Source organism: Maritimibacter sp. DP1N21-5, from assembly GCF_019218295.1.
Lineage (GTDB): Bacteria > Pseudomonadota > Alphaproteobacteria > Rhodobacterales > Rhodobacteraceae > Maritimibacter.
In genome coordinates, this window is sequence record NZ_JAHUZF010000001.1 from 102,968 (window position 1) to 124,018 (window position 21,051).

General features: G+C 66.0%; 21 protein-coding genes. 10 read left to right on the forward strand and 11 right to left on the reverse strand.

What is annotated here, in order from left to right; translation table 11 throughout:
* Positions 1-79: 79 nt before the first annotated feature.
* Genes KJP29_RS00490 through KJP29_RS00500 form a run of 3 tightly spaced genes read left to right on the forward strand, consistent with a single transcriptional unit; the run spans position 80 to position 2,309 of the window.
* A complete protein-coding gene (locus tag KJP29_RS00490; RefSeq protein WP_218461574.1) occupies positions 80-487 on the forward strand; it encodes a hypothetical protein in 408 nt (135 codons plus the stop codon).
* Entirely contained in the window at positions 484-831 is a 348-nt protein-coding gene (locus tag KJP29_RS00495) for a MaoC family dehydratase (RefSeq protein ID WP_218461575.1), read from the forward strand. The genes KJP29_RS00490 and KJP29_RS00495 overlap by 4 nt, the downstream gene beginning before the upstream one ends.
* Entirely contained in the window at positions 828-2,309 is a 1,482-nt protein-coding gene (locus KJP29_RS00500) for a class I adenylate-forming enzyme family protein (protein WP_218461576.1), read from the forward strand. Before KJP29_RS00495 ends, KJP29_RS00500 begins: the two co-directional genes overlap by 4 nt.
* A gap of 32 nt (positions 2,310-2,341) precedes the next feature.
* Here the strand turns inward: KJP29_RS00500 and KJP29_RS00505 are convergent, their stop codons facing one another.
* From KJP29_RS00505 to KJP29_RS00540, 8 genes are all read right to left on the reverse strand, one after another.
* Positions 2,342-4,561 (reverse strand): 3-hydroxyacyl-CoA dehydrogenase/enoyl-CoA hydratase family protein, encoded by a 2,220-nt coding sequence (locus tag KJP29_RS00505; protein WP_218461577.1) that lies wholly within the window; start codon positions 4,559-4,561, stop codon positions 2,342-2,344.
* A complete protein-coding gene (locus tag KJP29_RS00510) occupies positions 4,561-5,694 on the reverse strand; it encodes a thiolase family protein (protein ID WP_218461578.1) in 1,134 nt (377 codons plus the stop codon). The genes KJP29_RS00505 and KJP29_RS00510 overlap by 1 nt, the downstream gene beginning before the upstream one ends.
* A gap of 79 nt (positions 5,695-5,773) precedes the next feature.
* On the reverse strand, positions 5,774-6,583 hold the full coding sequence (locus tag KJP29_RS00515) for a sugar phosphate isomerase/epimerase (RefSeq protein WP_218461579.1): 810 nt from the start codon (positions 6,581-6,583) through the stop codon (positions 5,774-5,776).
* Positions 6,580-7,293: an ABC transporter ATP-binding protein gene (locus KJP29_RS00520; protein ID WP_218461580.1), complete on the reverse strand. Its 714-nt coding sequence runs from the start codon at positions 7,291-7,293 to the stop codon at positions 6,580-6,582. Before KJP29_RS00520 ends, KJP29_RS00515 begins: the two co-directional genes overlap by 4 nt.
* Before the next feature lie 6 nt (positions 7,294-7,299).
* The gene (locus tag KJP29_RS00525; RefSeq protein ID WP_218461581.1) at positions 7,300-8,064 is read right to left on the reverse strand and encodes an ABC transporter ATP-binding protein; all 765 of its coding nucleotides are present in this window, start codon (positions 8,062-8,064) and stop codon (positions 7,300-7,302) included.
* Entirely contained in the window at positions 8,045-8,944 is a 900-nt protein-coding gene (locus KJP29_RS00530) for a branched-chain amino acid ABC transporter permease (protein ID WP_218461582.1), read from the reverse strand. Before KJP29_RS00530 ends, KJP29_RS00525 begins: the two co-directional genes overlap by 20 nt.
* The gene (locus KJP29_RS00535; RefSeq protein ID WP_218461583.1) at positions 8,941-9,831 is read right to left on the reverse strand and encodes a branched-chain amino acid ABC transporter permease; all 891 of its coding nucleotides are present in this window, start codon (positions 9,829-9,831) and stop codon (positions 8,941-8,943) included. Before KJP29_RS00535 ends, KJP29_RS00530 begins: the two co-directional genes overlap by 4 nt.
* A gap of 103 nt (positions 9,832-9,934) precedes the next feature.
* Positions 9,935-11,077: an ABC transporter substrate-binding protein gene (locus KJP29_RS00540; protein ID WP_218461584.1), complete on the reverse strand. Its 1,143-nt coding sequence runs from the start codon at positions 11,075-11,077 to the stop codon at positions 9,935-9,937.
* 327 nt (positions 11,078-11,404) lie between these two features.
* On the opposite strand from KJP29_RS00540, the gene KJP29_RS00545 reads away from it, so the two are divergent.
* On the forward strand, positions 11,405-13,033 hold the full coding sequence (locus KJP29_RS00545) for a class I adenylate-forming enzyme family protein (protein WP_218461585.1): 1,629 nt from the start codon (positions 11,405-11,407) through the stop codon (positions 13,031-13,033).
* Complete coding sequence (locus tag KJP29_RS00550) at positions 13,030-13,413, forward strand: nuclear transport factor 2 family protein (protein WP_218461586.1); 384 nt, start codon at positions 13,030-13,032, stop codon at positions 13,411-13,413. Before KJP29_RS00545 ends, KJP29_RS00550 begins: the two co-directional genes overlap by 4 nt.
* Before the next feature lie 12 nt (positions 13,414-13,425).
* On the opposite strand, the gene KJP29_RS00555 is transcribed toward KJP29_RS00550, so the two are convergent.
* The gene (locus KJP29_RS00555) at positions 13,426-13,743 is read right to left on the reverse strand and encodes a 2Fe-2S iron-sulfur cluster-binding protein (protein ID WP_218461587.1); all 318 of its coding nucleotides are present in this window, start codon (positions 13,741-13,743) and stop codon (positions 13,426-13,428) included.
* A 68-nt stretch (positions 13,744-13,811) separates the two neighbouring features.
* Positions 13,812-14,339 (reverse strand): VOC family protein, encoded by a 528-nt coding sequence (locus KJP29_RS00560; protein WP_218461588.1) that lies wholly within the window; start codon positions 14,337-14,339, stop codon positions 13,812-13,814.
* 117 nt (positions 14,340-14,456) lie between these two features.
* On the opposite strand from KJP29_RS00560, the gene KJP29_RS00565 reads away from it, so the two are divergent.
* Genes KJP29_RS00565 through KJP29_RS00575 form a run of 3 tightly spaced genes read left to right on the forward strand, consistent with a single transcriptional unit; the run spans position 14,457 to position 17,382 of the window.
* Complete coding sequence (locus tag KJP29_RS00565) at positions 14,457-15,707, forward strand: aromatic ring-hydroxylating dioxygenase subunit alpha (protein WP_218461589.1); 1,251 nt, start codon at positions 14,457-14,459, stop codon at positions 15,705-15,707.
* 5 nt (positions 15,708-15,712) lie between these two features.
* Positions 15,713-16,519, forward strand: a complete 807-nt coding sequence (locus KJP29_RS00570; RefSeq protein ID WP_218461590.1) for an enoyl-CoA hydratase-related protein — start codon at positions 15,713-15,715, stop codon at positions 16,517-16,519.
* Positions 16,516-17,382 carry an SDR family oxidoreductase gene (locus tag KJP29_RS00575; protein ID WP_218461591.1) on the forward strand — a complete coding sequence of 289 codons (867 nt, stop codon included), beginning with the start codon at positions 16,516-16,518 and terminating at the stop codon, positions 17,380-17,382. Before KJP29_RS00570 ends, KJP29_RS00575 begins: the two co-directional genes overlap by 4 nt.
* Positions 17,383-17,419: 37 nt before the next feature.
* Here KJP29_RS00575 and KJP29_RS00580 read toward each other — a convergent pair whose 3' ends face one another.
* Complete coding sequence (locus KJP29_RS00580) at positions 17,420-18,148, reverse strand: SDR family NAD(P)-dependent oxidoreductase (RefSeq protein WP_218461592.1); 729 nt, start codon at positions 18,146-18,148, stop codon at positions 17,420-17,422.
* Positions 18,149-18,217: 69 nt separating this feature from the next.
* Here KJP29_RS00580 and KJP29_RS00585 point away from each other — a divergent pair, with 69 nt between their 5' ends.
* Together KJP29_RS00585 and KJP29_RS00590 are read left to right on the forward strand one after the other, a co-directional pair.
* Entirely contained in the window at positions 18,218-19,192 is a 975-nt protein-coding gene (locus tag KJP29_RS00585; protein ID WP_218461593.1) for an AMP-binding protein, read from the forward strand.
* An 84-nt stretch (positions 19,193-19,276) separates the two neighbouring features.
* Positions 19,277-21,046, forward strand: a complete 1,770-nt coding sequence (locus KJP29_RS00590) for an FAD-dependent oxidoreductase (protein WP_218461594.1) — start codon at positions 19,277-19,279, stop codon at positions 21,044-21,046.
* Positions 21,047-21,051: the final 5 nt, after the last annotated feature.

A 21,051-nucleotide genomic window follows, 5' to 3' on the forward strand; every position in this document is an offset into this window, starting at 1 on the left:
TGGCACGGGTCCCCGCATTTCTGAGCACCCGCGACGAATTGTTGTATTCACAAGCGGTATATCCGTATACAAATGCGCCATGGAGGAGTTCACGATACCCGAAGGCCAGTTCGCGCTGACCGCCGAGATGGACGACCGCCTGCGCCAGATGGCCGGGGCCGGTCCCCGCGCGGGCGACGGCGCGCATCCGATCTTTGCCTTGGTCGGCGCCTTGGGCGGGCTCGGCCTGCGCATCGCCGAGCTATCGCGCGCGCTCGGACTCGACTTCGACGCAGGCCCCGTCCTTGCCCGTTGCCGGCTCGACTACGACGATCGCCTGCGTGTCGGCACGACCTACCGGGTCGCGGCCCGCGTGGACGAGATCACCCGCAAACCCAGCCGGGTCTTCGGCCAGGCCGATCACCTGCACCTCTCCATCATGCTCCACGACGACCGCCCTGTCAGCCGTGCCCGGCTCCACATCGTCTTTCCCGTGAGGACCCCATGACCCGCCGTTTCAAGGATATCTCCGGCCCCGACATGGCCGTCTGGTGCGAGATGCTCGCCGACGACAACGCCATCCACCTGTCGCGCTACGCCGCCCAAGCCGCGGGCTTCGGGCCACGCCGCGTGAACCCGGGACCCGCCAACCTCGCCTGTCTCATGTCGCTGGTGGGCGAGGATATTGCCCATGTGGACGCGCGCTTTTCCGGCAACGTCTTCGAAGGCGACGACCTGACCGCCGAGGTCACGTCCCACACCACGACCGAGACCGAAACCCGCCTGATCCGCGACGCCGACGGCGGCACCGTCGTCACTGCCACCTTCACCCGATCCAAGGACAAGTCATGAGTGCTGAAGAAGCCTCCCGAACCACCGTCTACGCCCTCATCGCGATGCGCGCCCGCGTCACCCCCGATGCCCCCGCGCTGGAATGCGGCGGTCGTCGCCTGACCTTCGCCCAGACCGTCGAGGCGGCCGACCGGATCGCCGCCGATTTCACCGCACGCGGTCTGACCCGGGGCGACCGGATCGCGGTGATTTCAGAGAACCGGATCGACTACACGCTCGTGCAACTGGCCGGGGCCAAACTGGGGCTCATCGTCGCTTGCCAGAACTGGCGCCTTCTGCCCGCCGATCTCGCCTATTGCGTCGCGCTCATCGACCCCGCGCTGGTGATCGCTTCCGAGCGTCACATGGCGCTCGCGACCGAGGTGGCCGGCAATGTCCCGGTGGCCCCCATCAACGGCCTCGGCGCATCCGGCGCGACCCCCTGCGCCGCCGAACCCGAGGACGGGCTCTTCATCATCTACACCTCCGGCACCACCGGGCGGCCCAAGGCGGCGGTCATCTCGCACCGGGCCCAGATCGCCCGGATGAGCGCCCTGCGCCTCGACATGGGGATCCTGCCCGGTGATGGCTATATTTCCTGGGCGCCCATGTTCCACATCGGCGGCACCGAGCATGTCATGTCGACCCTGATGAGCGGCGGCCCCAACGTGATCGTCGACAGCTTCGACCCCGACGCCGTCATCGACGCGCTGGAGACCCACCCCATTGGCTGGCTCATGCTGGTGCCCGCCACCATCGAGCCGCTCATCGCCCGGATGAAAGAAAGACGACCGAAAATCAAAGGCGTGCGTGGCGTCGGCTGCATGGCCGATCTCGTGCCGCTCGCCGTGGTGAACGAGATCACGACTTTGGTGAATGCGCCCTTCGTCAACTCCTTCGGCGCGACCGAAACCGGGATGGCGCCCCTTTCGGGCGGCATGATCCCCGTCGGAAAGGCGCATGACAGCCTGGCCAAGCAGCTCTCGATTCTGACCGAACTGCGCCTCGTCGGCCCAGACGGGCAGGACGTCGCCCCGGGCGAGGCGGGCGAGGCTTGGGTCCGGGGCCCGACGCTCTTCTCCGGCTACTGGAACGCGCCCGAGGTGAATGCCAAGGAATTCGCTGGCGGCTGGTTCCACATGGGGGACCTCTTCCGCCTTACGGCGCGCGGCTACGAATTCGCGGGCCGGTCGAAATACCTGATCAAGTCGGGCGGCGAGAACATCTATCCCGCCGAGATCGAGCGCATTCTCCTCGCCGACCCGCGCGTCGCGGATGCCATCGTGGTGAAGAAGGCCGACGACCGCTGGGGCGAAGTGCCAGTGGCCGTCATCGCCCGCCAGGACGAGACGCTGACCGAGGATCAGGTCAACGCGCTCTGCGCTGCGGAACTGGCAAGCTACAAGCGCCCACGAGGCGTGGTCTTCGTCGGCCTCGAGGACCTGCCGCGCAACGTCTCTGGCAAGATCCTGCGCGAGGCGGTCGAGGGCATGGTCTAGGGACCAACACCACGCCCTGCCTATGGTCCCGCTCAGCGCTTGAGCGTCGCCAGCATGGTCTGCCGCGTTGTCTCGCGCGCGGCCATCCGCAGCACCGCCGCGCGTTCCAGATCCCGCATCTCGGCCTCCGGCAGGGGGCGGGCGGGGTCGCCCTCCGGACCCCCCGTCAGCACCGTCGCCAGATCCGTCGCAACCGCGAGCGCAACGTCATCCAGCCGCCCCGCCGCGTGATGCGCCCGGGTCGCGGCAAGCGCCCCCGCCATCCCCGCCGGACCAGGAACCGACAGAAACGCCTCGGGCGGCGCAACGTAACCCTCGATCATCGCCCGCGCCCGCTCCATCGCCACCGGTTCCACATCGTCCAGATGCATCACGATATCGTCCGTGGGCCGGATCAGGTGGAGCCCCTGCGCCTCGGCGGCCGAGGTCGCGGTGGGGCCGGGGAGCAGAAGCTCCACCGTCCGGCCGGCAACGGCGGCAGGGCCCACCGCGCCGGTATCTGGGTTGGACAGCCGCTCGAACATCCGCGTGCATCCGCCCCAGCCCGGCAGGATGCCAAGCTTGGGTTCCGGAAGGCCAAAACGCGCCTCGGCATGGGCGACGACGTGATCGGCATGGAGCGTGATCTCGCATCCCCCGCCATAGGCAAGGCCGTGCACCGCCGCCACGACCGGCATCGGCGACTGGCGCAGCGCGGCAAAGGCGCTCTGGCCACGGGCGAGGAAGGCCTCAAGCCGCTGGGGATCTTCCGCGAGCGTCAGGAAGCTGGCGAGGTCGGCCCCCGCCGAAAACGCCCGCGCCGACCCCGGCGCCAGAACCAGCGCCTTGAGCCGGCCCCCGGCAAGCTCGGTGGCATGGTCGAGCACGTCGAAGACCTCGGGTGAAAACACCCCCATCTTCGTCAGTATGCGGAAGATGCCGATCCCGTCGCCGGCATCTTCGAGCCGCGCCGCGCCGTTGTCCGCGATCACCGGCAGGGCGGGCTTCGCGGCCGTCGTCCCGATGAACCGCCCCCGCGCCGCCGCCTCTGCGACCAAGGCGGGAACCGGCCCGCCTTCGCGCTCCAGACGGGCCGCGATGTAGTCGGCCCCGATCCGGTCGGCCTGCGCAAAGGGCCCCTCGCGCCAGCCGTAGCCAAGCGCCACCGCCGTGTCGATCGACGGCAGGTCATGGGCAATTTCGTCGGCCACCTCGGCGGTATAGGTCACGAGCCGCGCGAGCACCGTCCAGGCGTAATTGCCCAGTTTGCCCCCGCCCTCGATCAGCGCCTTCAGATCGCGCACCCGCTCGGGTCGGGCCTCGGGACGATAGTCGCGGGACGCGAGGTCCAGCGCCTCCCGCGCGCCCTCTGCGGTCCGCCGATAGAACCCGCCACCCGCCTTGCGGCCGAGCCGGCCCTTGGCGACCATGTCCTGCGCAAGCGGGGAGCCAGCAAGGTCATAGGCCCGAAACCCGTCCGATGCCGGGAGCGACCGGATCAGGCTGCCCCAGACCAGCGGGATAAGGTCGATCCCGATCAGGTCCAGTAGCCCGAAGACCCCCGTCGCGGGCACCCCGAAAGACGCAATGACCGCGTCGGCCTCTTCCACGGTCAGCCCCTGCGCCTCGGCCTCGAGCACCGCCATGGCCATCCAGTAGCAACCGATGCGATTGGCGATGAAACCGGGCGTGTCGCGGCAATCGACCGTGGTCTTGCCAAGGATCGCCCGCCCCGCGCGATGCGCCCGCGCGACGCTCTCGGGGTCGGACTCGGGACCCGCGACGATCTCGAGCAACTGCATGTGGCGCGGCGGGTTGAAGAAATGCGAAATGACGAAGTCCCGCCCGAAGGCGTCGGACAGCCCCGCCACCAGATCGGCACGCTTCAGCGTCGAGGTATTGGACGACACCGTCGATCCCGGTTTGCGCAGCGCATCGAGCCGGGCATAAAGGTCGCGCTTGGCACCCAGATCCTCGATGATCGCCTCCACGATCCAGTCGGCCTCGGCCACCCGGTCGAGATGCGCGTCCGTGTTCCCGGTGCGCACCAGCCTCGCCGCCTCCGCCGACATGAAGCCGCCCACCTTGATCTGCCGGGCGAGCCCGCCTTCGGCCGGACCCGATCCACCCTCGGCATCGGGGATGTCGAGCAGGTCCACGGGAATACCCGCGTTCGCGAATTGCGCCGCGATCCCGCCCCCCATGGACCCCGCGCCGATCACGCAGGCCCGTTTCACACCGGTCGCTTGGGCTCCGAACACCTGACCGTCCATCACGCCGCCTCCAGAACCATGGCGATACCCATGCCGCCGCCGATGCACTGGGTGGCAAGCCCGTAACGTTTGCCGTCCCGCTTGAGGAGCGACGCGGCCTTGCCGACGAGCCGCCCACCGGTCCCGCCCAAGGGATGACCAAGCGCGATGGCACCACCATCGACGTTGAGCGTCGCGGGGTCGATCTCGAGCTCCCGACGACAGGCCTCGGCCTGCGAGGCGAAGGCCTCGTTCATCTCGACGATGTCGATGTCCTTGATGGTGAGCCCCGCCCGTTTCATCGCCTTCTTCGAGCTTTCGACCGGCCCCATCCCCATGATCCCCGGCGCACAGCCCGACACGCCGAAGCCCGCGATCCGCGCGAGCGGGGTCAGGTCATGCCGCTTGAGGAAGGCCTCGGAACAGACCAGGAGCGCCGACGCGCCGTCGGTCATCGGCGAGGACGTCCCCGCCGTCACGCTGCCCCCGTCAAGGAAAGCAGGCTTCAGGGTGGACAGCTTGTCGAGCGAGGTCTCGCGCGGACAGCCGTCGGTATCGACCACCCCGGCGGCCGTTTCGACCGGAGTGATTTCCCCGGCCAGCCGCCCCTCGGCCTGCGCCGCCACGGCCTTTTGCTGGCTGACCAGCGCGAAGGCCTCCTGCGTCTCACGGTCCACGCCGTATTGCCGGGCCACCCGCTCGGCGGTCAGGCCCACGTTGATGAAGTCGGCCACGTGATCCGCCGGCCATTCCGGCGGCGGTGCGATGTTGAAGCCCATCATCGGGACCCGCGTCATGCTCTCGGCCCCGCCCGCGACGAAGGCCTCGCCCGCGCCCATCAGGATCATCCCGGCGGCGACCTGAACCGCCTGCACCGACGAACCGCACCAGCGGTTCACGGTCATACCCGCCGTCGCCTCGGGCAGCCCGGCAAGAAGCCCGGTGATCCGCCCGATGTTGAGCCCCTGCTCGCCTTCCGGAAAGGCGCAGCCCCAGACGACATCCTCGATCTCGTCTCCCGGCACGCCGGTCCTTGCCAGAAGCCCGCGTATGGCCGCAGCCCCAAGGTGATCGGGCCGCACGCCGGCCAAGGCCCCCTTGCGGGCAAAGGTGAAGGGTGTGCGGGTATAGGCGGCGATATAGGCGGTCTGCATGATTTTGTGTCCCGTTATAGGTTCATCTGTATACAAGGAAATTGGACGCGCGACGATAGGGCATGCGTGTCATCTCCTCTCAGGCGGTCGCGGATATGGTGAGAAGTTTGCGCGTGGCGCGGACAAGACGTGCGGCACGGTCGGCGGGGCTTACCCCGGTGTCGGCAAAGCGCTTCAGCGGAACCTCGATGTCGAGCGGACAGCCCTTAGGCAGGGCAGCAAGGAACTCGGGCAGGGGAAACTCGCCCTCGCCCGGAATGCCCCGGTTCTCCACCGCCTCGCCAAAGGGGCTTTCGGGCGCGCGGAGCGGCCCGTCACAGATCTGCGCCGCCCCGATGAGCGACGGATTGGTCCCCGCAAGGTCGGCAACACTGCCGCCCGTGCGAAACAGATGAAGCGGATCGACCAGCAGGCTCAGATTGTCATGCCCCGCCTCGCGCAGGAACTCGGCCCCTGCCCCGATCGACCGGCATTCGGAGAACTTCATGAACTCGACCGACACCGCGATGCCGCGTTCGCCCGCCAGATCCGCAAGCCCGCACATATTGGCCACGGCCCGCCTCCGGTCGGCATCCTGCACCAGCGCCGTGAGCCGCGTCGCGCCGAGCTCGGCGCCCAGATCCAGCGCCGGGAGGAAATCCTCGGGCACCGTCTCCGGCCCGACCGAGAAAACCTCGACGTTGTGCACCCGTACGCCATGGTCGTCGCAGGCCGCCACGAAATCCCGCGCGCCCTGCCCGGCCTCGACCCTCGGGAAGATATCGAGTTTCGGCGACGGCGCGACGACGAAGACCGACACGCTGTCCACTCCCGCCCCCCGCGCGATTCCCGGAAGGTCCACCGGAGCCACGTCGCGCAGGCACAGTTGATGCAGGGTCAATCGGGTCATGCGCCCAGATAGCTCTCGATGATCGACGGGTTCTCGGCAATCTCGGCCGAGGTGCCCTCGTGCGAAATCACGCCACGTTCGAGCACATAGGCCCGCCGCGTGATCTCCAGCGCCCGATGCGCGTTCTGTTCGACCAGAAGCACGGTCAGCCCCTCGGCGTTGAGCTTCTTCAAGGCATCGAAGACCTGATCGGTGATCAGGGGTGACAGGCCCAGCGACGGCTCGTCGAGGAGAAGCAGCTCCGGCCCCCCCATCAGCGCCCGTCCAATGGCCAGCATCTGTTGCTGCCCGCCCGACAGCGTCCCCGCGATCTGGTTCCGGCGCTCTTCCAGCACGGGAAACAGCTCGTAGACATGATCGAGCGTATAGCGCGTCTGCCGCCCGCCCAGGGCGATCTGCCCGACCTGAAGGTTCTCGTAGACGCTCATGTCACCCAGAATCTGACGCCCCTCGGGCACATGCAAAAGCCCCCGGCGCGCCACGGCATGGGGATTGAGCCCCCGCGTCTCGGCCCCGTTGAACACAATCTCGCCGGACTTGCGTTTGACCACGTTGGACAGCGCGTTGAGCAGCGTGGATTTTCCCGCGCCGTTCGAGCCGATCAGCGCGACCATCTCGCCCTCTTCGACCGTCAGCGACACGCCGCGCAGCGCCTTGATGCCCTTGTAGGAGACATGAAGGTCGGTGATGGACAGTTTCTCGTTCGCCATGATGCCCTAGTGCCCCTTGGTTCCGATGTATGCCGCGACGACCTTGGGGTCGCGGGTGACGGTATGCGGATCACCAGCCGCGATCATGCGGCCAGAGTCGAGCACATAGACCTGTTTGCACAGTCGCGTGACGAAACCGACGTTATGTTCGATGAGCAGAAGCCCCATGCCGCTTTCGGCCAGTTCGCGAAAGATCACGGCGAGCTCTTCGCTCTCCACGTCGTTCATCCCCGCGACGGGTTCATCCAGCAGCACGATGTCCGGCTCGCTCGCAATCGCGCGGGCCATCTCGACCCGGCGCTGGTGGCCATAGGCGAGGTTGCCCGCCTCAAGGTCCGCATATTCCTCGAGCCGGAAGCGCTTGAGAAGCTCATGCGCCTTTTCCCGGAACTCGCGGTTCTCACGAAGCGCCCGTGGCAGCCCCAGAAGGCTCGCCACCACGCCCGCCTGCTCGCGCCGGTGAAAACCGATCAGCACGTTCTCCAGCACGCTCGCCTCGGGCAGAAGACGGATGTTCTGGAAGGTCCGGCTCACCCCGTGCCGCGCCACGATATCGGCGCGGTCGGTCGAGATCGACCTCTCCCCCAGCCGGATGTCCCCATGGGTGAGCGAGAGCACGCCCGAGATCATGTTGACCACGGTGGACTTGCCCGCGCCGTTGGGTCCGATCAGCCCCGTGATCTCGCCCTTCGGGACGACCATCGTGACATCATCGACGGCTTTCAGGCCACCGAAATGCTTGGACACGGCCTCAAGATGAAGTGACGGCATCGCGGGCCTCCTTGTCGGTCAGGGCTTGTGCCTTCTTCGCGGTCTTGCGGCGGCGGAACCAGAACACGATCTCGTCCCCGACGCCGTTGGGCAGGAAGGTGATGACGAGGATCAGGATGATCCCGTTCACCGCCGGGCGATACTCGGCCAAAGGCCGCGCCAGCTCCGGCAGGATCGCCATGATCGCTGCCCCCATGATCGGGCCGAGAAGTGTGGTCCGCCCGCCAAGGATCACGACCGTCAGGACGTTGACCATGAAGGCGAAACCGAAGTTGTGCGGCTCGATCTGGAACACGTAAAGCGATTGAAGCCCGCCAAAAAGCCCGCCGACCGCGCCCGACAGGATGAAGGCCAGCGCATGGTAGCGCCCGATGTTCACCCCCAGCGACGAAGCCACACTTTCCTCCTGACGCAGCGCGTCAAAGATCCGGCCAAGCCCGGTGCGCCCGATGGACCACATCACATACATGGTGACGACGACCACCGCGAGCAGGGTCCAGGTGTTCATGACGCGCGGAATTCCCGTGACGCCAAGCGCGCCGCCGGTGAAGTCCTCGCCATAAAGCAGGAGCGACAGCACGATCTGCACGAAGGCGAGCGTCGCGATGGCCTGAAACGCGCCGCGCAGGCGGGCGAGCGGCAGCGACAGCAGGAACCCGACGGCCCCCGCGATCACCATGCCAAGCACAACCGTCGACCAGATCGGCACGTCATAGCGCGTGACGAGGATCGCGACCGTATAGGCCCCGAGCGCCCCGAACCCGGCGGTCGCGATGGAAAACACCCCCGCCCGTAGCGCGATCTGCTGCGAATAGCCGAAGCCGACCGACAACAGGAAGAAGTCGATGATCGGCTGATAGGCGTAGTAGAAATTGATCACTGGCGCGTCCCCCCTGCGACGGCATTCACCTCGCCGAACAGCCCGTTGGGCCGCACGAGCAGGACAAGGAACAGGAGCGCGAAGATGATCGCATCGGTCAGCCCCGATGGCAGGTAGGCCACCGTGAGCGATTGCGTCACCCCGAGCAGGAGCGAGGCGACGATGGCGCCCTGCACGCTGCCGAGCCCGCCGATCACCACGACCACGAAGGCCCGCAGCATATAGGGCTCGCCCATGAGGAACTGCATCGAGTTGAACAGAAGCCCGATCAGCACCCCCGCCAGACCCGCAAGCGCCCCGGCAATGAAGAAGGTCTGGAGATAGACGCTCTGCGCGTTCACCCCCAGAAGCGCCGCAGCGCGTTCATTGGTCGCGACCGCCCGGACCTGCCGCCCGAAGGTTGTCTTCTTGAGATAGTAGATGAGCGCCGCGACCAGAACTGCCACCACGACCAGAATGACGATCTGCAGAAGCGAAATGCGCAGACCCATGATCTCGTAGAACTTGATCGGGAAGGTCCCGAAGGGGAAGTTGAGCACCTGCGTCTTCGACACCTGCTGCGCGATGGAGATCAGGATCAGGTCCACCCCGATCGAGCTCACCAGCGCCGGAAACTCGGCATTGCCGCGCTTGCGCAATGTGCGGAAGGCGATGAAATCCGTCAGGATCGCGATCAACCCCGTCGCCACCATCGCAAAGCCGATGGACAGCAGGAACGGAAGCCCGCTGATCGTGCAGTAATAGGCGATGAACGCCCCGGCCATGAAGATCGCGCCATGGGCGAAGTTCAGAAGCTTCTGAACCCCGAAGATCAGCGTGAAGCCCAAGGAAAACAGCGCATAGACCGATCCGGTCACAAGGCCGTTGAGTATCTGCTGTGCAAGCATCCGGACACCCTGTTGTCGGGCCGGGCACGTTCGGCGCGCCTTTGGCCCATGTCATGGCGGGGGCGACAGCGCCGCCCCCGAGGATCGTCGGTTTCGGCCCGCCTTACTCGGTGGCCGAGGCGAAGGCGCCGTCTTTCACGGTCAGCACCTTCATCCCGAAATGCGGCACGCGCTCTTCGTCGAAGCTGTAGGTGTGCTCGCCGATGACCACGGGAATGTCCTTCTGCATCCCGAGCGCGTCGCGCACGCCTTCGCGGGTCAGGGTGCCGGCTTCCGCCGCGTCCTTGATCGCATTGGCGACGACCTGCATCCCGGAGTAGCCGACCGCATGCCATTCGTCTGCGGGAACGCCGGTCTTGGCTTCGAAATTTTCCGCGAAGGCGGTCGAGAACTCGTCATCGCCGCCCGGCACCCAGGCGCCCATCAGGTAGACACCTTCAACTGCTGCGCCGCCCTTTTCGATGAAGGTCGGCGAGGCAAAGGCATTGTGCCCGATGATCGGCGTCTCCGGGTCGAGGCCCGCCTGCTTGAGCTGGATGATGATGTTGGCCCCCTGCGCGGCAGGCGTGCCGATGAAGATGCAATCCTGATCCGCCGTGGCGATCTTGGTGGCGAGCGCGGAGAAGTCGCTGTCGGCCAGCGCGACCCCATCGACCGAGGCGATGCCGACGCCGCGCTCCTGGATCATCTCTTCGTATTTCTTCTGAAGGGCCACATAGGCTTCGTTGTCCTTCACGCCGATGATGGCGCAGTTCTTCGCCCCCATCTCGTTTGCAGTGAAGTCGGCGATATAGGGGATCGTCACGTCAGCCGGCTGGGTCAGGATGAAGGACCAGGGGCCGTTCTCGATCACTTCCATCGAGTTGGTGGTGGTCATGACCGGGAACTCCCGCTCATTGGCCACGCTCGCCCCGGCCAGCGCCACCGACCCCGAGGTCGGGCCCATCACCAGAAGCACGTCCTCGTCCGCCGCCATCCGCGTGATGAGCGACAGCGTCTGCGTGCGGTCGGTCGCGTCATCGGCGACCTCGAAGGCCATCGAGTTGCCTTCGCCGAAGAACCCGTTCGCGTTGAGCTCTTCCGCGGCCATCGCTGCGCCGTCGGCCACGTTCTTGCCGATGAAGGCCGCGCCCCCGGTGAGAGACTGAAGAATCACGACCTTGTATTCTTCCGCCATCGCCATCGAAGAAGCCGTCATGGCAGCGGCGAAGGCCGCGACAGACATGCCAAGTTTCTGAATTTTCATGGAATCCTCCCTGATCCGCGCCGCTTGGATACTTTGTATCTCCTCCAAGGCGAAGCCACGGCCATCCTCGCCCCTCGTGTTTGTATGGTAAGTGGGTTCATAAATATACACAACACCTGATTTGCGTGTTCTTCACCTTCTGGGTCATGGCCTCCCAGCGCGCCATTGACCTTGTTTTCAACGGTCACCGCTCCGATCCGCCCTTCTCTGCACCGCAGCATAAGGTTTCCACTTGTATACGGATGATATGTTTTCCATATTCACAAGCGACGCGCCCCGGCCGGATCAGAGGAGAGATCCGCCGCGCGGCACAAGAGGGAGAAGCACATGCTCGCATTTCAGGAGTTCACCGCCGTCACCACCGTGGGCGATCTGCTCATGCACACGGCCGCCGCGCTGCCGGACAAGGACGGCATGGTGTTTCCCGACGGCCGCCAGAGCTTTGCCGAGGTGCGCGACGGCGCGATTCGCATGGCGCGCGGCTTCCTCGCGATGGGCGTGCAGCCCGGCGATCACGTCGGCATGCTCCTCCCCTCCTCGCGCGAAACGGTCGAGGCCTTCTTCGGTCTCGCCCTGATCGGCGCGATTTCCGTGCCGATCAACGCCCGCTTCCGGTCGCGCGAACTCACCTACATCACCGAGAACGCCGACCTCGTCGCGATCCTGACCTCGGGCAAGGTCTCGGAAGGGCTGAACTTCATCGACCGGCTGACGGAAAGCTTCCCCGATCTCGCGAAGGCCCCCCAGAACGCCGAGTTGTCCCTCGCCGCGGCCCCCCGGCTCAAGCGTGTCATCCTCGTCTCCGACGATCACGCCCCCGGCTTCACCGATGCCGCCACATTCGGCAAGTCCGCCGACACTATCCTCGACGAAACCATCCTCAGCCTGCGCGCCCATGTCCGTGTCTCCGACACCGCGCTCATCCTCTACACCTCCGGCACGACCTCGGACCCCAAGGGCTGCCTCATCAGCCACGAGGCCCTCGTGCGCACCGGACAGGCGATGGCCAAACGCTATGACATGACCGAGGCCGATGTCTTCTGGTCGCCCCTGCCCATGTATCACATCGGCGCCATGTTCCCGCTCTGCGCCGCCTGGAGCGTGGGAGCGACCTATCTGTCGATGCAGTATTTCGACGCGGGCGTCGCGCTCGAGATGATCGAACGCGACCGGGCGACCGTCACCTACCCCAGCTTCGGCACCTTCATCGCGGACATGATCTATCACCCGGACTTCGAGAAACGCGACCTCTCCTCCATTCGGATCATGAACTCCAACATGGCCATGCAACCGCCCAGCTTCGCCCGCGCCATTCAGGACAAGATCCCGAACATCATCCAGGTCGGCACCTACGGCATGACCGAAACCTCCGGCACCGTGACCACGAGTTTCCCCACCGACAGCTTCGAGGCCCGCACCGGGCGCCTTGGCAAGCCTTTCGACGGCCTCAAGGTCCGCATCACCCGGCCCGATGGCACCGAATGCGGAACGGACGAGATCGGCGAGATCTGCGTGCGCGGGTTCTCGATCTTCACCGAATACTACAAGGACCCGGTCAAGACCGCCGAGGCCAAAAAGGACGGCTGGTTCCACACCGGTGACCTCGGCTCGATGGACACCGACGGCACGCTCATGTTCCACGGTCGCCTGAAGGACATGCTCAAGGTCGGGGGCGAAAACGTCGCCGCGCAGGAGATCGAGACGCTGGTCTGCGGCCATGATGCCGTGAAACTCTGTCAGGTGGTCGGCCGTCCCGATGCCCGGCTTCAGGAAGTGCCGGTCGCCTTCGTCGAATTGAAGCCCGGCAAATCCGCGACCCCGGACGAGATCATCGGCTTCTGCAAGGGCAAGATCGCCAGCTTCAAGGTCCCGCGCGACGTGCGCTTCATCTCCGAATGGCCGATGTCGTCCTCCAAGATCCAGAAGTTCAAACTGAAGGAGATGCTGGAAGCATGAGCACACGCGAGGATGCCATCCGGCTGATCCAGTCGATTTACTACGACAGCATCGACGCGGGCGACATGGCGCGTGCCGCGACCGCGCTTCACCCCGACATCGACTGGAGCCACGCGCAGGTCTGGGCCCATCACGATTTCGCGCGGGCCGAACCCTCGGGCTTCAAGGGCCGGCAGGCGGTCCGGGATTTCCTCGCTGCGCGAGTAGACCAGCTTCGCGAGGCGCGGATCACCCATGGCATCGAGGACATGGTGTTCGAGAACGACCGCGGTGCGTTTCTGGGGAACGTGACGGGACCGGACGGCACCACCAAGCCCTTCATGGTCTGGTTCGCGCTCACCGACGGTCTCGTCAGCCGCTACGACCTCAGGCCGCTGTAACGGCGCCGGCGTTCAATCCTCCGGCGCCAGCGTCACTGTAATCCCGTCAAGCTCGTCGCTCATCTCGATCTGGCACGACAGCCGCGAGTTTTCCTTGTAGTGCTCGGAAAATTCCACCAGCTCGAACTCGTCCGGCGACTGCGGTTCGAGCTTGTCCAGCCAGCCCTCGTCCACATAGACATGGCAGGTCGCACAGGAACACATGCCGCCGCAGATCGACGCGATGTCGAGCCCGCCCTTGTCACGCAGGTTGAGCATGAGCGACAGACCGGGATCGCCCTCGATCTCGAGTTTCGTTCCATCCCGGTCGGTGGCGTGTATCTTGGGCATGCGTCTCTCCTCGTTTCAGGCGAGTTTATTGTATCCAGATATGGCGGTCAACGCATACAATTTGGCGATTACCCAAGGTCGATCCGCGCCGTGACGCCGTCCCATTCGGCCCCGGCCGCGTCGATCTTGTCGAAGAACCGCTTCAGACCGGGCGAGGGCTGCACCAGTTCCAGCACCCGCCCCTGATCCGCCGGGTCCGTGTCGAGATAGGCGAAGGGAATCCCAGCCGTCGTCGTCCCACCCATCAGGACATCGACCCCCCGCGCCTTCCAGTCCGCCACATCGCCCTCCAGATCCTCGGTCAGCGCGCAGACGTGATGCAGCCCCCCGCCCGTGCGATCGACAAAAGCACTGAACATCGACGGGCCGCCCGCCACCTGCTGGATGATCTCCACCTGCATCCCGCGATGGCTCGCCAGCGCGACCGCGATCTCGGCATCCGAGGGCGCGCCGCGATAATGTACCTCGGCATAGGGCACCCGCGACGACACGAAGAACGGCCCGACCCCGAACACCCGCGCCCAATGGTCCACCGCCGCGTCCAGATCGGGCACGACATAACCCAGCTGGCATATCTCTCCGAAGCCTGCCGTCATCCGCTCCTCCCAAAAAATACGTAACTTAGGGTTTGCATATACGAGACACCGGGATAAAATACAAGAAACGCGGAACCGGCGTCCCATGGCGATTCCGATTCCCAAGGGAGGAAGCACATGAAACAGTCCGATATCCAGCAGATCCTCGACCAGCAGGCCTTTGAATCCAAGCGTGGCGGCCCGCCCGAAGGGTTCCCGCAGCTTCCCGACATTCCCGGCGACCGCTACGTCGACCCGGAGTTCAACCGTCTCGAAGTCGAACGCATGTGGCACAAGACCTGGGTCTATGCCATCCACGCCGACGAGGTGCCCGAGGTCGGCTCTTACGTGCAATGGACCAGGCTGGGCGAACCGCTCTTCTTCATCCGGGGCGAGGACGAGCGCGTCCGCTGTTTCTACAACACCTGCCGCCACCGGGGCGCGCCGGTCGTCACCGAACCCTCCGGCAAGTCGCGCGGTGTGTCCTGCAAATATCACGGCTGGACCTACAACACGCGCGGCGAGCTCATCAACCTGCGCGACCGCCGCGACTTCGTGAACCTCGACATGTCCTGCCGGTCGCTCATCGAAGTGCGCTGCGAGAACATCGGAAACCTCTACTGGGTCAACCTCGACGACGACGCCGAGCCGCTGCGCGACTACCTCGGCCCGGTCGCCACCAACCTCGACGAATGCAAGCCCGACACGCTGATGCTGGTCGACAAGACGGCAATCAAGGTCGACTGCAACGTCAAAATCCTGCTGGATGCGTTCATGGAGGTCTATCACCTCAAGTCGATCCACCAGAACACCGTGGACCGCTTCCTCGACCACCGGGGCTCGGCCATCACGCTCTGGCCCAACGGCCACAGCCGCATGGTCACGCCCTACAAACGCGAAGGCTGGCGCGATCCCGGCGTCAAGGGCCTGCCCGAAGTCGAAGGCATGGAGCCCTGGTTCCGCGACACGAACTATTCCGTCCTCGCCTATCCGAACTTCGTCTCGCCCATCGCGACCGCCGGTATCCCGGTGCTCTGCTTCTGGCCCGATACCATCGACACCATGACCATCGAGGTGCATTGGTTCGCGCCCTCCTGGGGCGACGGCGAGCGGCCCGAGATCTGGGACACGCGGCTCAAGAACTTCCTCGTCATCCTCGACGAGGACCTGCAATTCGCCGACAAGATCCAGAAGTCGGTGGAAAGCAAGGGCCTCAGGGGCTTCCCGCTCAACTATCAGGAACGACGCATCTACCATTGGCATGCCGAGCTTGACCGCCGCATCGGCCGCGACGACGTGCCCGAGGTGCTTCAGGTGCCGGACCGTCTGGGCGACTGGGTGGACGAACCCGATGCCGCCCAGGCCGTTGCCGAACCCGCCGAGACCTGAGCGTCATGTCCTCCGACAGCGCAGACCCGCCGGTTCTCGCCGCGCGGCATGAAGGCGCGCATGGGATGGTGCAGGTCATCACCCTCAATCGCCCGCATGTCTCGAACGCGATGAACGCCGAGGGCTCCTATCTCGTGGACCGTTACCTGCGCGAGGCCGAAGCCGACCCCGAAGTCGGCGCGATCATCCTCACCGGCGCGGGCGAGCGGGCCTTCTGTGCCGGCATGGACCTCAAAGAGGCCGCTGAACGGGGCGCGGGCCACGGGCTCGTCCCTGGCGCGGGCTTCTGCGGCGTCACGGAACGGGTCATCGCCAAGCCCGTCATCGGCGCGATCAACGGCGCGGCGGTGGCGGGCGGGCTCGAAATCTCGCTCGCCTGCGACCTGCTCGTGGCGGGGTCCGGCGTCGTCTTCGGCCTGCCGGAAGTCAAACGCGGCATGGTCGCCTTCACCGGCGGCGTGCAGCGGCTTTCGACCCAGCTCCCCCGCCAGATCGCGATGGAGATCATCTGCGTCGGCAGCCTCATCTCCGCCGAACGCCTGTATGAGCTGGGCGTGGTGAACCGCGTCGTGCCGCAGGCCGACGTGCTCCCTGCCGCGCTTGCGCTCGCCGACGACCTGCTGGCCAACTCGTGGACAGCGATCGCCTTCGGCAAGGAGCTTTTCAACCACGCCATGAACGAACCCCTTCCCGACGCCATCGCACGGGGTCACGCCAATGCCGACAGGCTTATGCGCTCGGACGACAGCCGCGAGGGCATCGCGGCCTATGCCGAAAAACGCAACGCCGATTTCAAGAGAGACAACCTATGACCGACCAGACACCCGCGAAATGGGGCCTCACGCCCGACGAAATGGCGTCGCTTCCCACCGTCTTCGCCCCCGACCTGCTCGCAGGCCAACGCTTCCTCGTGACCGGCGGGAGCCAGGGCATGGGCAAGGCGATGGTCTTCCTCCTCGCCCGTCTGGGCGCGAAAGTCATGATCTGCGGCCGGACCGAGGACAAGCTCGTCCAGACCCAGCGCGAGGTGAAGGATCTCGTCGGGGCCGACATCTCCTTCCGCGCCATGTCGATCCGCGACGTGGATCAGGTGGACGCGCTGCTCGACGATACGTTCGAAGAATTCGGTGGCCTCGACACCCTCGTCAACAACGCGGGCGGGCAGTTTCCGCAGAACGCCATCGATTTTTCCCGCAAGGGCTGGAGCGCGGTCATTGACCTGAACCTCAACGGCACGTGGTGGATGATGCAGGGCGCGGCGCAACGCTGGCGCGACCGGGGCGAAGGCGGTCATATCATCTCGAACGTGGCCCACGTCGAACGCGGGATGCCGCAGGCCGCGCATACCTGCGCCGCACGTGCAGGCGTCATCTACATGTCGCGCACCGTGGCCACCGAATGGGCGCCGCTCGGCATCCGGGTGAACTGCGTCGCGCCGGGCGCGATTGCGACCGAGGGGCTGTCAGCCTATCCGCCGGAAGCGACCAAGCGTTTCAACAACGTGAATCCGATGCGCCGCATGGGCAATTCCTGGGACGTAGCTGAAGGCGTCGTCTACATGTCCGCGCCTTCGGGCAATTTCATCACCGGCGAGGTGCTGACCATCGACGGCGGCATGCGCATGTGGGGCACGGTCTGGCCCGCCGGCGTGCCGGAACAGTTTCAGGTCTACTAAAAGATCAGGGGGCGCCGCCCGCGCCCCCTTTCACGCTTTAGCGCGGGATCATCGACATCATGTTCTTGGTCACGCCACCATCCACCACCAGCTCGTGGCCGTTCACATAGCTGGCCGCGTCGGACGCGAGCCACATCACCGCTTCGGCGATGTCGCTTTCGGTCCCGAGCCTGCGGGACGGCACCGCCGCGCGCCGCCGCTCGGCCGCTTCCTCGTTCGCATAGATGCCCGTGGACATGCCGCCGTCGATCATCCCCGGCGCGACCGCGTTGATCCGAAGCCCGAGCGGCCCCCATTCCTGCGCCATGAGTTCCGTCATCGCGGCGAGCCCCCGCTTGGCCGCCGCATAGGCATGGGTCCCCGGCGAGGTGCAGATTCCGCCGGTCGAAGTGATGTTCACGATCGACCCCGACCCGCGCGGGATCATGCGTTCCGCCGCCAGCCGCGATACCGACACCGCCCCGGTGAGATTGATCGCGATGACCCGCTCGAACTCCGCCTTGGAGCACTCGAGGAGCGGCATGAAGGTCACGATGCCTGCGTTGTTGACCAGAAGATCGGGCACCGCCCCCATGGCGTCGAGCGCAGCCGTCACCGTGTCTTCCCGCGTCACGTCGCCCTTGAAGAACTGGACGCCCTTAAGGTCCTCGGGCAACCTGTCATCCGAGAGGTCGAGCACGGCGACCTCCCAGCCACGTGCCAGGGCCTGACGCGCTGTTTCCGCCCCAAGCCCTACGGTTCCGCCGGTGATGAATGCCAGTGCCATTGATACCCTACCTTGTATACTGTAGGCTATTACTGTGAACACAGAAGTCTCCGGGAAGGAAGGCCCAAGATGCGGATGACGGATCAGGACACCGCGCCGAACGAGGCCGCCGACACAGCCGAAAGCCTTGCCGAGGTGATCGCCGCGAGGGCGCGCAGCACCCCGGAGGCTCCCGCGCTGGGGGACCTGACTTACCGCGATCTCGCCGACAGCATCGCGCCCCGTCACGAAGGCCCCGTAGTGGCGTTCGGGAAGGCACCCCTGGCGGACCTGCTCGCCCCGGTCTTCGCCGCGCTCGCCACCTCCGCCGTTGCGGTGGGGGCCGAGGGGCCGTTCAAGCGCACCCAGCCGGGCGAGCTTGTCCTCCCGATCCGGCGCGAGGACGGTGGGATCGACTTCGCCCGCCACCGGCAGACCGCACTCCTCGCCATGGCCCGCGCGCTTGCCACGCGTTTCGCCCTTTCGCCCCATGACCGCGTCTGGATCGACGGCAGCGTGACCGACCCGGCGACATGGATGATCGCCTGCGCCGCCCTCGCTGCTGGTGCCCATATTTCCTTGGACGAAACCGACGCGACGGTGGCGTGGCAACTGCGCGGCGGGACGCCTCTGTCCACCCCCGACCTGCGCCTCATCCATCTGCGCGCCCCGCGTGAAGCGCTCGCCGCGCTGCAATCAGAACGCCCCAGCCTGACCGTGGTCAACGGTTTTGCCCTGCCCGAGGCCGGGGGGCTTCCCATAACCTCCGACCCCCGCGATCCGCCCGCCACGGTGCCCGGAACCGTGGGGCGCCCGCTCGCCGGAATGGAGGTCATGATCGTCGATCCCCGCAGCGGGATGGACATGCTCCTCTACCAGACCGGCGAGGTCTGGCTGCGCGGTCCCGGCCTCGTCGCGGGCTTCGCGAATGGCATTGCGCCTTTCGAGCCGGGCCATTTCCTGCGCACCGGCGTGCTCGGCTACCTCGACAGCGAAGGCCGCCTCGTGCTGCCCCGGACCGAGGAGGAAGCCCTCCATATCGAGCCGGAGGACGAGGCGGATTGACGTATCCAGAACGTCATATTTCTGTATACTTATATCGCTAGTAACTGATACACTGCCGTGACTCATGACGGACGGGAGGCCAGCATGGCGACAGACAACACACGAAAACACGATCGCACCGTCGACGTTCTGGTCGTCGGCTCCGGCGGGGCCGGGCTGACCGCCGCCGCCACCGCACGCGCCGCGGGGCTCGAGGTGCTGGTGACGGAGAAGGACAGCGTCTTCGGCGGCACCACCGCCACGTCGGGCGGCGTCATCTGGATCCCGATGAACCGCCACGCGCAGAAACTCGGCGCCGAAATCGGTGTCTCCGACAGCATCGAGAACGCCCGCCTCTACCTCGAAAACGAGACCGGCCAATACATCGACCGCGACCGGATCGAGGCCTATCTCGCCTCCGGTCCCGTCATGGTCGACTTCATGGAACGCGAGACCGAGGTGAAATTCCACGCCATGGAGTTTCCCGACTACCACTCCGACGACGAAGGCGCTTCCACCATCCGGTCCCTGGGCACGCTTCCCTATGACGCGGGCAAGATGGGCCCGCTTATGAAGCGGCTGAAGGGCGAGCTGCCACAGACATTGTTCATGGGCCTCGCCCTCGGCTCCTCGCTCGAGATGAAGAACTTCATGAAGGCCGGGCGCTCCGTCACCGCCATGGGCTTCGTCGTCAAGCGCATGATCCGGCACTTCCGCGACCTCGCGCTCCACGGCTCGTCGCAAAGCATCGTGCGCGGGCGGGCGCTCATCGCACGGCTGGCCAAGACCCTCGATGACGCGGGTGTCGAGATCTGGACCGACAGTCCGGCAACCGAGCTTCTGACCGAAGGGGGCCGCGTCACCGGCGCAAGGCTCACCACGCCCGACGGCGTCGTCACGATCCGGGCAACATACGGTGTCGTATTGGCCGCTGGCGGCTATCCGCGCGACCGGGACCGTCGCCGCGAAAATCACCCCGGCATCACCGCCACGATGGAGCCGGTCCTGCCCGTCCCGATGACCAACACCGGCGACGGCTCACGGCTCGCGGAATCCGTCGGCGGGCGCTGGAACGGCCATGTCTCGACCGCTGCCGCCTGGATGCCCACCTCGAAACTACCGGGCGCCACGGATTTCACCGGGGTCTGGCCGCATCTCGTGGACCGCACCAAACCGGGCTTCATCATGGTCACGCCGGACGGGCGGCGATTGGTCAACGAGAGCCAGAACTACCGCGACCTGATCCCGGCCATGCTCGAGAAATTCGAGGAACGCGGAACCGATGTGGCCTGGCTCGTGGCCGACGCGCGCGCCGTGAAACGCTGGGGCATCGGCTTCGTCCGGCCCTTCCCAATCCCGAAGGGACATTACCTGAGGAACGGCTATCTCAAGTCCGGGCGCACACTCGAAGAGCTGGCACAGGTCTGCGGCATCGACGGGGCCGAACTGACCGCAACCGTCGAGCGCTTCAACGGTTTCGCCCGAGCGGGCGATGACCTCGACTTTGGCCGCGGCAGGACGAAATACGAACGCCACCACGGCGATGACGAGCACAAGCCCAGCCCCTCGCTCGGCGCGCTGGAGCAGGGACCATTCTACGCCGTGCGTATCTATCCGGGCGAAATCACCAGCTACAAGGGCATGGCGACCGATGTGCATGCCCGGGTTCTGGGCCACGATGACCAGCCCATTCCGGGCCTCTACGCCGTCGGCAACGACCAGGCCAACGTCTTTGGCGGGGCCTATCCCGGCGCGGGCGCGACCATCGGACCCGGCATGGTCTTTGGCTGGCGGGCGGGCAAGCACCTTGCCGAAGAGGCTGGCAAGCGCCTCCCCGGCGTCGCGGGCGAGACGGAACGACTGGCGGCGGAGTGACCGCC